The 13167-nt window shown below is 65.7% G+C and carries 7 protein-coding genes; 2 read left to right on the top strand and 5 right to left on the bottom strand.

Features of this window, described 5'->3' with window-relative positions; all coding sequences use genetic code 11:
* A partial coding sequence (tig, locus tag ACTJKX_RS33485; protein ID WP_440727939.1) for a trigger factor occupies positions 1-7189 on the top strand: 7189 nt, incomplete at its 5' end.
* 531 nt (positions 7190-7720) lie between these two features.
* On the top strand, positions 7721-8185 hold the full coding sequence (locus ACTJKX_RS33480; protein WP_311944335.1) for a MucR family transcriptional regulator: 465 nt from the start codon (positions 7721-7723) through the stop codon (positions 8183-8185).
* 153 nt (positions 8186-8338) lie between these two features.
* On the opposite strand, the gene ACTJKX_RS33475 is transcribed toward ACTJKX_RS33480, so the two are convergent.
* The 5 genes from ACTJKX_RS33475 to ACTJKX_RS33455 all read right to left on the bottom strand — a co-directional run bounded on the left by ACTJKX_RS33475 (position 8339) and on the right by ACTJKX_RS33455 (position 13128).
* Positions 8339-9562: an ABC transporter substrate-binding protein gene (locus tag ACTJKX_RS33475; RefSeq protein WP_440727938.1), complete on the bottom strand. Its 1224-nt coding sequence runs from the start codon at positions 9560-9562 to the stop codon at positions 8339-8341.
* A gap of 49 nt (positions 9563-9611) precedes the next feature.
* Positions 9612-10697 carry a CobW family GTP-binding protein gene (locus ACTJKX_RS33470; protein WP_440727937.1) on the bottom strand — a complete coding sequence of 362 codons (1086 nt, stop codon included), beginning with the start codon at positions 10695-10697 and terminating at the stop codon, positions 9612-9614.
* The gene (locus tag ACTJKX_RS33465; RefSeq protein WP_415086850.1) at positions 10687-11019 is read right to left on the bottom strand and encodes a hypothetical protein; all 333 of its coding nucleotides are present in this window, start codon (positions 11017-11019) and stop codon (positions 10687-10689) included. Before ACTJKX_RS33465 ends, ACTJKX_RS33470 begins: the two co-directional genes overlap by 11 nt.
* Positions 11020-11096: 77 nt before the next feature.
* On the bottom strand, positions 11097-11978 hold the full coding sequence (locus tag ACTJKX_RS33460) for a polysaccharide deacetylase family protein (protein ID WP_440727936.1): 882 nt from the start codon (positions 11976-11978) through the stop codon (positions 11097-11099).
* A 55-nt stretch (positions 11979-12033) separates the two neighbouring features.
* Complete coding sequence (locus ACTJKX_RS33455; RefSeq protein ID WP_440727935.1) at positions 12034-13128, bottom strand: ABC transporter ATP-binding protein; 1095 nt, start codon at positions 13126-13128, stop codon at positions 12034-12036.
* Positions 13129-13167: the final 39 nt, after the last annotated feature.

Genomic DNA, 13167 nt, shown 5'->3' with positions numbered 1-13167 from the left:
CATTGGTGGCGAGGGCGGCCTGGGCGGCACGCTCGGCGGTGCGGTCGGCGGCCTCACGGGCGGGATCGGTGGCACGGTCGGCGGCCTGACTGGCGCGATTGGCGGTATCGGTGGCATTGGTGGCGAGGGCGGCCTGGGTGGCACCCTCGGTGGCGCAGTTGGTGGCTTGACCGGTGCAATTGGTGGCATTGGCGGCGAGGGTGGCCTGGGCGGTACCCTCGGTGGCGCAGTTGGTGGCCTGACGGGTGCGATCGGCGGCATCGGTGGCGATGGCGGTCTTGGCGGCACCCTTGGTGGTGTGGTTGGTGGTCTGACCGGCGCGGTTGGTGGTATCGGCGGTATTGGTGGTGACGGTGGCCTTGGTGGCACCCTCGGTGGCGCGGTCGGCGGCCTGACGGGTGCAATCGGCGGCATCGGTGGCGACGGCGGTCTTGGCGGCACCCTTGGTGGCGCAGTTGGTGGCCTGACCGGCGCAATTGGCGGCATCGGTGGCGACGGTGGCCTGGGTGGCGTCGTCGGCGGCCTGACGGGTGCGATCGGTGGCATCGGTGGCGACGGTGGCCTTGGCGGCACCCTTGGTGGCGCAGTCGGTGGCTTGACCGGTGCGATTGGTGGTATCGGCGGTATTGGCGGTGACGGTGGCCTGGGTGGCGTCGTTGGCGGCCTGACGGGTGCGATCGGCGGTATCGGTGGCATTGGCGGCGACGGTGGCCTCGGCGGTGTCGTTGGCGGTCTGACCGGCGCAATTGGCGGCATCGGTGGCGACGGTGGTCTTGGCGGCACCCTTGGTGGCGCAGTCGGCGGCCTGACCGGCGCGATTGGCGGCATCGGTGGCGACGGTGGCCTGGGTGGTGTCGTCGGCGGCCTGACGGGTGCGATCGGTGGCATCGGTGGCGACGGTGGCTTGGGTGGCGTCGTCGGCGGCCTGACGGGTGCGATCGGCGGCATCGGTGGCGATGGCGGTCTTGGCGGCACCCTTGGTGGTGCGGTCGGCGGCCTGACGGGTGCGATCGGTGGCGACGGTGGTCTTGGCGGCACCCTTGGTGGTGCAGTCGGTGGCCTGACCGGCGCGATTGGTGGTGATGGTGGCTTGGGTGGCGTCGTCGGCGGCCTGACGGGTGCGATCGGCGGGATTGGCGGCGATGGTGGCCTCGGTGGCGTTGTCGGTGGCCTGACGGGCGCGATCGGTGGTCTTGGCGGTGAAGATGGCCTTGGCGGTATAGTCGGTGACCTGACAGGCACGCTCGGTAACGCAGTTGGCGACCTGACAGGTGCGATCGCTGGCATTGGCGGCAACACGGGTGGCGGCAACACCGGCGGTGGTAACACGGGTGGCGGTAACACCGGCGGCGGTAACACCGGTGGCGGTAACACCGGTGGCGGTAACACCGGTGGCGGTAACACCGGCGGCGGCAACACCGGTGGTGGTAACACCGGCGGCGGCAACACCGGCGGCGGTAACACGGGCGGCGGCAACACGGGTGGTGGCAACACGGGTGGTGGCAACACCGGCGGCGGCAACACGGGCGGCGGTAACACCGGTGGCGGTAACACCGGTGGTGGCAACACGGGCGGTGGCAACACGGGCGGCGGCAACACCGGTGGTGGTAGCACGGGTGTTGGCGACATCGGCAACGGTTCCGGTGGCGACATCGCCGACAACAACGCAGCCGGTAATGGAGCTGACTGTGACGCCTCAGCCGACGGTAGCTGCGGCGCCGCCGGATCGGCTGGCGTTCCTGCCAACCCGGCTGGCAATCCTGTCGGCGGCGCTCCCAGCGGATCGGCTGGTAGTGACGGTTCGAACGCCCAGCCTGCCGACGTTGCCGGCAGCCCGGTCGAGGGAGCTCCGAACCGCATCAACGGTAGCGGCAATGCCGGATCGGCTGGCGTTCCTGCCAACCTGGCTGGCAATCCGGTTGGCGATGCTCTCAATGGAGCGGCTGGCAATAACGGCTCTGGCTTGGGCAGCCTGCCCTCGGGCGGGGCTGGTGGTCCAGAGACCGGCAACGGGACTGGCGGCAACACCGGTTTGCCCGGCGAACTTGCTTATCTGGCCGGTAATCCGGCTGGTGGTGCTCCCAACGGACCGGCTGGCGGCATCGGCTCGAATGGTCAGCCCATCGGCGTGGCGAGCAACCCGGTCGCTGGCGCTCCCGGCAGCAACAACGGTGGCGGTGCCGCGGGCACTCCCGGCAATCCAGCCGGCGATGGCCTCGGCGGAACGGCTGGCGGTAACGTCGCCCCTGGTGGCCAGCGCGCCGGCGTAGCCGGTAATCCGGTTGCCAGCACTCCCAATGGAGTGGCCGGTGGCGTCGGCTCGAATGGTCAGCCCATCGGCGTGGCGAGCAACCCGGTCGCTGGCGCTCCCGGCAGCAACAACGGTGGCGGCGCCGCGGGCACTCCCGGCAATCCAGCCGGCGATGGCCTCAGTGGAACGGCTGGCGGCAACAGCGCCGGCCCAGGGAGCCAGCGCGCCGGCGTAGTGGGCAATCCGGCTGGCAGCACTCCCAATGGAGTGGCCGGTGGCGTCGGCTCGAATGGCCAGCCCATCGGCGTGGCGACCAACCCGATTGCTGGCGCTCCCAGCAGCAACAACGGTGGGGGTGCCGCGGGCACGGCCGGCAATCCAGCCGGCGATGGTCTCGGCGGAACGGCTGGGGGCACCCCCAATGGAGCGGCCGGTGGCACTGGCTCGAATGGTCAGCCTATCGGCGTGGCGAGCAACCCGGTCGCTGGCGTTCCCGGCAGCAACAACGGTGGCGGTGCCGCGGGCACGGCCGGCAATCCAGCCGGCGATGGCCTCGGCGGAACGGCTGGCGGCAACAGCGCCGGCCCAGGTGGCCAGCGCGCCGGCGTAGTGGGCAATCCGGCTGGCAGTGCTCTTAACGGAGTGGCTGGTGGTATCGGCTCGAATGGCCAGCCCATCGGCGTGGCCGGCAACCCGGCCGGCGATGGCCTCAGTGGAACGGCCGGCGGCAACAGTGCCGGCACAGGGAGCCAGCGTGCGGGCGCAGCGGGCAATCCGGCTGTCGGCACCCCCGATGGAGCGGCCGGAGGTATCGGCTCGAATGGGCGGCCCTCCGGCGTGGCCGGCAACCGGGTCGCCGGCGCTCCCGGCAGTGTCAATGGTAGTGGCCCTGCCGGCACGGCGGGCAGTCCGGTTGGTGATGGTCGCGACGGAATGGCTGGCAGCCAGGCTGCCGGCCCAGGTCGCCAGCGTACTGGTGTCGCGGGCAACCCGGTCGGCGATGCTCTCAATGGGGCGGCCGGCAACAACGGTAGCGGTATCGCGGGCAATCCAGCCGGTGATGGTCGCGACGGAATGGCTGGCAGCCAGGCTGCCGGCCCAGGTCGCCAGCGTACTGGTGTCGCGGGCAATCCGGTCGGCGATGCTCTCAATGGGGCGGCCGGCAACAACGGCACTGGTTTGGGCAGCCTGCCCTCGGGCGGGGCTGGTGGTCCAGAGACCGGCAACGGGACTGGCGGCAACACCGGTCTGAGCAGTGAGTTGGCCTATCTTGCCTATCTGGCCAACAATCCGGTGGACAATGGTCTCGACGGATCGGCTGGTGGCATCGGCCCGAACGGCCAGCCCACCGGCGTGGCCGGCAACCCGGTCGCCGGTGCTCCCGATGGCATCAATGCCAGAGGCACCGCCGGCAATCCAGCCGACGCTGGCCTCAACCGATCGACCAGCGGCAACAGCACCGGTCCGGCTAGCCAGCGCGCTGGTGGAGCGGGGAATCCGGTTGACGGTACTCCCAACGGATCGGCTGGGGGTCTCGGCTCGAATGGCCGGCCCATCGGTGTGACTGGCAACCCGGTCGCCGGTGCTCCCGATGGCGTCAATGCCAGAGGCACCGCCGGCACGGCTGGCAATCCAGTTGGCGACGCTCTCAATGGCGCGGCCGACAATAGTGGCGCCGGCTTGGGCAGCCTGTCTTCGGGCGGGGTTGGTGGTCCAGGGGCCGGCAACGGGACCGGCGGCAGCACTGGTTTGCCTGGCGAGCTTGCCTATCTGGCCAACAATCCGGCGGACGATGGTCTCAACGGATCGGCTGGCGGCATCGGCTCGAATGGCCAGCCCAACGGTATCGACGGCAGTGGCAACGCTGGCTCGACCGGTACGCCCCTCGGTGCGGCTGGCAATCCAGCCGGCGCTGGCCTCAACGGCTCGGTTGGCGGCAACCGTGCCGGTTCGAACGGTCAGTCCGCTACCACGGCCAACAATCCGGTCGGCGATATGCCCAACGGCATCGACGGCGGTGGCAACGCTGGCTCGACCGGTACGCCCGTCGGCTCGGCTGGCAGTCCAGCCGGTGTCGGCCCCAACGGCTCGGCTGGCGGCAACCGTGTCGGTTCGAACGGTCAGCCCGCCGCCGTGGCCGGCAATCCGGTCGGCGGCACGCCCAACGGCATCGACGGCGGTGGCAACGCTGGCTCGACCGGTACGCCCCTCGATGCGGCTGGCAATCCAGCCGGTGTCGGCCTCAACGGCTCGGCTGGCGGCAACCGTGCCAGTTCGAACGGTCAGCCCGCCACCACGGCCGGCGATCCGGTCGGCGGCGCGCCCAACGGCATCGATGGCGGTGGCAACGCTGGCTCGACCGGTACGCCCGTCGGCTCGGCTGGCAATCCAGCCGGTGCTGGCTCAAACGAAGCGATCGGCGGCAACCGTCCGGATGGGCAGCCTGTCACCACGGCAGGCAACGCCGGAACGACCGACGCGCCTGCCGATACGGCTGGCAATCCAGCGGGCGAAACGGCCAACAACACTGGTGGCAGCAGCCGGTTTGGCCGCCTTCTTGCCTACCTGTCCGGCGATCGGGCTGGTGACTCTCCCGACGCAGCCGCTGGTGGTAACACGCCGTCGCGTGACCTGCCCACAGACGGCGATCCGGCCGGCAAGACTCCCGTTGGCACAACCGCTGGCAACGGCACCAGTCCGAACGGCCAGCCCGCCGCCGACAAACCGGTCGATGGATCCCCCAGTGGAATCGACAGCGGCAATGCCGGATCGACCGGCGCGCCTAACACGGCCGGCAATCCGGCTGGCAATACGCTCAATGGAACGGCCGGCGGCAACCGCGCCGGTTCGAACGGCCAGCCCACCACCATGGCTGGCAACCCGGCCGACGGGAATCCCAACGGCATCGACGGTAGCGGCAACCCCGGAACGGCTGGCACGCCTGCGGGCGCGGCTGGCAACCAGCCTCGCGAAGCTGCCAACGAGACTGGCGGCAGCAGCCGGTTCAGCCGCCTCCTCGCCTATCTGACGGGTAGCCGGGCTGGTGATTCTGGTGACTCTCCCAGCACGATCGAAAGCGGTAGCGCTGGAACGGCCGGCGCGCCTGCCAACACGGCCGGCAATCCAGGCCGCAAGGCACCCATTGGCCTAACCGCTGGCAACGGAACCGGCTCGAACGGCCAGCCTACCGTCATGGCCGGTAATCCGGTCGGCGATGCTCTCAACGGTGTCGACGGTCGCGGCAATGCCGGAAAGGCTGGTGCGCCTGCCAACGCGATCGGCAATCCAGGCCGCAAGGCACCTTCCGGCGTAACCGCTGACAACGGTACCGGTTCGAACAGCCAGGCCACCATCATGGCCGGCAATCCGGTCGGCGATGCTTTCAACGGCATCGACGGTCGCGGCAATGCCGGAATGACTGGCGCGCCTGCCAATGGGGTCGGCGATCCTGCCAACTATGGCCTCAACGCAACTGGCGCCAGCAATGGCGCCGAGCTTGGCAGCCAGCGTGTTGGTATCGCCGACAATCCGGCCGGCGGCGCTCTCAGCGGAGTCGCCGGCGGCACCGGAACCGGCTTGAACGGCCTGTCCTCCAACACGGTGGGCAATGCAATCGGCCGTGCCTTCAACGGGACCGACGGTAACGCCGGTTCAACCGGCAGGCTTGCCTATCTGACCGGCAGTTCGGTCGGCGTTGCTGCTGGCCAGGCGGCGAGCGGCGATAGCACCGGATCGAACGGTGTGGTTGCAGGCCTGGTCTGCAATGTTGCTAACACCAACAACAAGGATGTCACTGGCATGTTCGCTTCCACAGCTAATACCGCGACGGGCGGTGCCGCGAACCGCAGTGCCGGCACCAATGGCGCCAATGTTCGCGGACCGAACGCCGAGGCGGTGCCCGCAATCGAAATCAAGGACCTCGCCAGTATCAAGGTAATACGGCCCGTCTATGATGTCTCGGAGTCCGATGTTGATGAACGGCTCAAGCGGGTCGCCGAAGCGGCGCGCTCCTACAAGCCGAAGAACGGCAAGGCCGCCGAGGGCGATCGCATCACCATTGATTACGCTGGCAATGTCAGCGAGGTCATTCCCAACGACACCGGCACCAACCGTCTACTGGTACTCGGCGCCAAGAATTCCATCCCGGGCTTCGACGACCAGTTGATTGGTACGAAGGCAGGGGATGAGAAGCAGGTCAATGTGACGTTCCCGAAGAACTACCAGGTCCCATATCTGGCAGGCAAGCAAGCGACCTTCAACGTCACGGTCAAGGAAGTGGCCAAACCCGGCGAGGCGCTGCTCAATGACGAGACTGCGAAGCGCTTCGGGGTGGATTCACTGGCGCGCCTGCGGACTGTCGTACGTGGCCAGATCGAGAACCAGTTCGGCTCGCTGACGCGACAGAAGGAGAAGCGGCAACTGGTTGAGCAACTCGAGGCTTCCTATCAATTCCAGGTGCCCTCGAAGTTGGTGGAGGCCGAGTTCAACAACAACTGGGCACAGGTCAACCGTAATCTCCAGGCCTCGGGTCGCACCTTCGCCGATTTCGGCCTAACCGAGGACAAAGCGCGTGCCGAATATATGCAACTGGCGGAGCGGCGCACGCGCCTCGGCCTGATCCTCGTCGACATCGGAAGGAAGGCGAACATCTCCGTTTCGAACGAGGAACTGCAGCGCGGACTGCTCCTGCAGATCGGCCGGTACCCGGCCAATCAGCAACAGCATCTGCTGGCTCTCTATCGCTCCAAGCCACAGGTGTTGAATGCGTTGCGTGCGCAAATGTTCGAGGACAAAGTCGTAGACTATCTGCTCGGCCAGGTTTCTCTTACCGAGAAGAAAGTGAGCAAGAAAGAGCTGATGGCAATCGATGCGACGGCCAACGCCAACGTTGCGCCGAAGCCAGCCACAAAGGCGACCGTGAAAACGAAGGCCAGGTAATGCGGCTGTGCGACTGTTGCGAAGGCCGCCCCCCGGCGGCCTTCCTTGTCTGCAAGAGTGTGCCGGTCCGGCGTCGAATTCGAACATCGAAAGGCCCCGTTGTTTACGTGTCGGCATCGACGCCAGCGTCCATCGTGGTCAATGGCGTGGCGCCGCGCTCTTGGGTGAGATCTTCATTCTGGAATTCGCGGCGTGGCCGGACCATTACCGAATACGAACTCTGGCCGGGGAAGGCCGCTGCTTGTCCTGCCTTAGGGCTATCGATGGACGGGAACAGGAAGATGTAAATCGACGGCCTCTCGGTCGTCGATAGTTATCCTGAATGATGCGGAGAAGGCGGTCGATCGAGGAGAAATCCAAAAAGGTTCTAAATAGTGTTGCCGAAAATCATTATTATCTTTGAATATGAGCTTTACACTAGCGTTCAATTGCTTGAAAATCTGAGACCGCGCGGCGATAGGGTCCACAATGCTGCGCAAATTAAGAAAAACGTCAATAATTTCGACATCAACACAAAAAGAAAGACTGAACATGCTCGAGGATGACACGAGTTTACTCGACTTGACCGCCGACATCGTCTCCGCCTATGTCGCCAATAACCAGGTCGCCACCGCTTCCCTGGCAGATCTGATCAGTTCGGTGCATGGAAGCCTTACCGGCTTGAACGATCCCAAGCCGGTTGAGGCGGATAAACCACCAACGCCGGCGGTTCCGATCCGAAGATCCGTCACGCCCGATTACGTGATCTGCCTGGAAGATGGCCTCAAATTCAAGTCGCTCACCCGGCATTTGCGAACGGCGTATGATATGACGCCGGACCAATATCGCGAGAAGTGGGGGTTGTCGGCAGATTACCCGATGGTTGCGCCGAACTATTCGGCCCAGCGCTCTCGCTTGGCCAGGGAGTTTGGTCTCGGCCAACGGCGCCAGGAGGCAGAGGTCATATCAGTAACCCCTCGCGCTCCGAGCAAGGGCAAAAGGACGAAGGTGTCGTAGGCGAGTATCGCTCGCATTGGGTAAAATAATGCCCATCGAGATCCATAATCAAACAGCTGGAGAAAAGAGTGATTGCCCCAAACCGCACCTTTACTCCAAATTTTTGCTTCGATGCGTCTTTGCAATTCCCGATGATATCGAATCGCAAACGCTTCAGGTGGTCGCCACCAGTCGCGACCACCGCCGCACCAGGTAATTGTGCTCGTCCATCGTGGTGTTCCAGACGGCGATCGAGTTGGCGCGCTGCCGGTAGGATCCGCCATCGCGCACGGATCCGGCCCTGATAGTGATGGTGCCGTCCGGGCCGGGCAGGTCGGCCTGCGTCGGCAGGCCTTCATACCAATAGGCCCATTCGTCCGGCGTCAGATGGTCCCGAACCCGGGCGGGGATCGACATGTAATAGCCCTGGCGGGCCATCATTGCGCCCGGCCAGCCCGACAGCCACCAGTTCAGGTAGTCATAGGCGATGTCGAGCATGCGTCCCGACAGGTTGCTCGAAAGGCACAGGCCGCCATGCCAGGCTCGATAGCCTTCGCGGGGCACGGCCTCCATCACGGGTACGTTGCAATGGCGCAGGGCGGTGATGCCGGGCGACCACATGCTCTGGATGACCACGCCGCCATTGCGCATCAGGCTGGCCGCCTCCGCCGCGGTCTTCCAGAAGCCGGCGAAAAATCCGCTTCGGCGCCGTTCGATCAGGATGCCCAGCAGGGTGTCGATCTCCTCGGTCGACATGTTGCCGATGTCCTCGAAGCTCATCAGCCCCAGCGACTGGGCGGCGAGAGCCGCGTCGAACACCCCGATCGCCGGTTCGTCGACCAGGGCCGCCTTGCCATGCCAATGCTCGTCGAGCAGGGCGCCCCAGGAGACGATCTGCTCGGCATCGCCATTGGCGAGATCGGGCCGGAAAGCGAAGGAATCGAAATTATGCGTGGTCGGCAGCATCGAGAGCCAGCGCGAGGGCGTCGGGCCCAAGGCGCGGTTGGGCTGGACGAAGAGCTTGGTCACGGGCGCATCGCCGAAGCCGATGCGAGCGCCCGGATCGAGTCGCCCCGTCTTGGTCAGGTCGGTGATTTCGTTCCAGAGCCGGATGCGCGTGAGATCGATGGGCTGGATGGCGCGCCAGTACCAGACGATATCGAGGTTGTGGAAACACTGGTCGTAGACGTCATAGCTGCCGGGTTCCGCCGCCGCCTTGTGCTGGGCGGTGATGAAGTCCTGGGTATCGAAGACGACATTGATGCCCAGATCCGCTTCGGCCCTGAGGCGCAGTCCCTCCAGATGCGAAATCTCGGTTCCCAGCACGCGCAGGGTCGGTCGTTCCGCAAGGTGCAAGGCGGGGGTCGAGGGGCGTACTTCCAACGCGTCTCCGGTCATGGAGAGCTCGAACGGCGGGGTGGAGGCAATGACATTCGAAATCGCTTGATCATGATTGCTGCGACACGGGAGCCGCCAATCTGTTGAAGGCTGCCAGGGAGCGTCGGATCAAGCTGGAATCGAGGTCATCCACGATGAAAACGATGCGCGAGCGCCGGTCGCCATCGGGCCAAGCCTGCATGTGCACGGGTGTGTGCACCAGATGCTGCACGCCATGGATTGCTACCGGGGCACTCTCGCCAGCCAGGTTGAGCATGCCCTTCACCCGCAGGATGCGATCGCCATGCCGGTTGAGCAGCATGGTCAGCCAGATGCCGAAGGCCGTCCAGTCGAGCGGTTCGTCGACCGTGACCACGAAGGAGTGGATGCGCTCGCCATGGCGCGTGCGATCGCCCGGCCCGTGCTCATGCCCGGGCTGGCCGGCCGTCTGGGGGGCGAGGGGGTCGTCGCTTTGGAAGGTCTGGCGGAACCAAACGCGGGTCGAGCGCTCCGGCCAGCCGGCGGGAGCCGAACCGTCCTGGCCGAAGAGCGAGGTGGCATCGAAATCGCCATCGGCGGCCCGCAGGATCGGCGCATCCGGATTGAAGCGCGCCAGCCGGTCGAGGAGCCGGGCGACCGTCACCTCGTTGGCGATATCGGTCTTGGTCAGCACGAGCCGATCGGCGATGGCGGCCTGGCGCGTCGACTCGACGTGGTTCTCGAGCTGGAACCGGCCGTTCACCGCATCCACCGTCGCAATCACCGTGCCCGGCCGGAAATGATGCCGCAAAACGGGGTCGGCCTTGATGGTCGAGAGGATCGGGAAAGGGTCGGCCAGGCCGGTGCTCTCGATCACCAATCGGTCGAAGGGCGGAATGTCGCCGCGCTCGCGCCTGGCATGGATGTCGCGGATCGCCTGGGCCAGTTCGCCGCGGATGGTGCAGCACAGGCACCCCGAGGGCAGCAGCACCATGGTCTCGTCGATGGCTTCGAGCAGATGGTGGTCGAGCCCGATCTCGCCGAATTCGTTGATCAGCACGGCCGTGCGGGCCATGGCCGGGTCCGACAGCAGCCGCCGGAGCAAGGTCGTCTTGCCCGAACCGAGGAAGCCGGTGAGCAGGTGGACCGGGGTGAAGGCCGGGGTGTCATCGGCCATGGTGCTTCTCCATCGCCTCGATCACCGGCAGGGAGAGCGGATCGCAGGCGCGCCGGGCCAGCCTTTCGGCCGCTGGCCACAGATGGCCGAGATCGTCGATGATCTCGGTCTTGCCGGTCTTGGTCGACAAGAGGAAGGAAGCGCCCTGCCAGTCGGAGAGGGTCATGCCGAAGGGTTCCAGGACCTGGCAGGCGATGCGCACGCGGTTCGCGCGCTCGCGGCGGCGATCGATCCTGTCGCCATTGCGCGTGAAGACGCCCGGCCGGGCCACCGCATCGGCCCAGTGCTCATTGCCACCCAGAATGCCGCAGAGCGAACACATGCAGATCTTCCTCGTTGCGGCGCCTTGTCCGGCAATGGTGATGGCCGGGCCCAGGATAGGGGGCCCGGCCTCTTCCGTCACTTCTTGCGCGGGAAACGCTTGGCGAAATCGTCGGCCATTTCGTTCATGGTGACGAACTTCACGCCGGGATGCTTGGCCATATGCGCATAGAGGCGCTCCAGCATCATCAGGACCTGCGGGCGGCCCGAGACGTCGGGATGGATGGTGATCGGGAAGACGGCATAATCCATCTCGCGATAGACCCAGTCGAACTGGTCGCGCCACAGCTGCTCGATATCGTGCGGATTGACGAAGCCGTGGCTGTTGGGCGCCTTCTTGATGAACATCATCGGCGGCAGGTCGTCGAGATACCAGGAAGCGGGGATCTCGATGAGGTCGGTCTCATGGCCCCGCTTCAGCGGCACCATCCAGTCCTTCGGCTTGCCGGAATAGTCGATCTTGGTCCAGGAATCACCGACACGCACATAATAGGGCGTGAAGTCGTTGTGCATCAGCGAATGGTCGTATTTGATGCCGCGCTCGAGCAGCAACTCATTGGTGACGTTGGAGAATTCCCACCATGGTGCGACATAGCCGGTGGGGCGCTTGCCCGAGAGCTTGGTGACGAGATCGATACACTTGTCGAGGATCTCGATCTCCTGCTCGCGCGTCATCGCGATCGGGTTTTCATGGGTATAGCCGTGGATGCCGATCTCGTGGCCGGCGTCGGCGACGGCCTGCATCTGCTCGGGAAAGGTTTCGATCGAATGGCCCGGGATGAACCAGGTCGTCTTGATGCCGAAGCGCTCGAACAGCCTGACCAGGCGGGGGGAACCGACCTCGCCGGCGAACAGGCCGCGCGAGATGTCGTCCGGCGAATCCTCGCCGCCATAGGAACCGAGCCAGCCGGCGACCGCATCGACGTCGACGCCGAAGCCGCAGAGTATTTCCTTTGCCATGGGTGAGGTCTCCTCATTTCATGTTGAAATTGATGCTTTTTGAAAGAACGATCTGTCAGGCGGCTGGAATGACCGTGGCCTCGGCGGCATTCCAGGCCAGCACGACCTCACCCCCCGGGGTGAAGAGGCCCGGCGGGTATTTCTCGACATGTGCCTCCAGCGAGACCGCCCGGCCTCCCGGAAGCTCGACGGACAGATGCGAGATATGCCCGACGACATCGAGGCGCCGGACTGTTGCCGAAACGGCATTGCCCATCTCGGCTGCGCGCCCGTCCGAGGCCGAGCGGACTTCGATGGCTTCGGCCGGGACCACGATCTTGGCAGCACTGCCATTGGCCAGGGCGCCGTTCGCCGTGCCGCGCAGGATGCCGAGCGGGGTATCGACCACCACGCGCCCGTCCTCGACACAGCCGACGGCGCCGTCCAGAATGGTGTTGCGGCCGATGAACTGCGCCACGAAAGGCGTGTTCGGCCGGGTGTAGAGCTGGTGCGGCGGGCTGATCTGCTCGACGCGCCCCTGGTTCATCACCACGATGCGGTCGGACAGGGCGAGGGCCTCGGACTGGGCGTGCGTCACGAACACGAAGGTGACGCCGAGCCTTTTCTGCAGCAGCTTCAATTCGTTCTGGATCGCCTTGCGCAGATTGGCGTCGAGCGCCCCCAGCGGTTCGTCCAGCAGGAGGATGTCAGGCTCGACGACGAGGCCGCGCGCCAGGGCAATACGCTGGCGCTGGCCGCCGGAGAGCTTGTCGGGGCGCTTGTCGGCGACATCCTCGAGGCCGAGCGTGGCCAGGATGCGATCGACCTTCGCGTCGCGTTCGGCTTTCGCCAGTCCCTTGACCTCGAGGCCGTAGCCGACATTGCGGCGCACGGTCATATGGGGGAAGAGCGCGTAGTTCTGGAAGATCATCGAGGTCGGGCGCCGTTCGGGCGGCACGTCGTTGATGCGCGTTCCCTTGATCAGCATGTCGCCGGAGGAGATGGCTTCGAAGCCGGCGATCATGCGCAGGGTCGTCGTCTTGCCGCAGCCGGAAGGCCCGAGAAAGGCAATGAACTCCCCCTTGGCGACGGCCAGGTCGAAACCGGCAACGGCTGGCGTGCCGTTGTCATAGACCTTGCCGACCTTGATGAGTTCGAGATCATGGACCATCGCGTCAAACTCCGCGGTAGGGGCTAGGGACACGGGCGA

It is taken from the genome of Labrys sp. 22185 (genome assembly GCF_052045555.1).
GTDB lineage: Bacteria > Pseudomonadota > Alphaproteobacteria > Rhizobiales > Labraceae > Labrys > Labrys neptuniae.
This window is presented reverse-complemented; position numbering and strand designations above follow the sequence as displayed.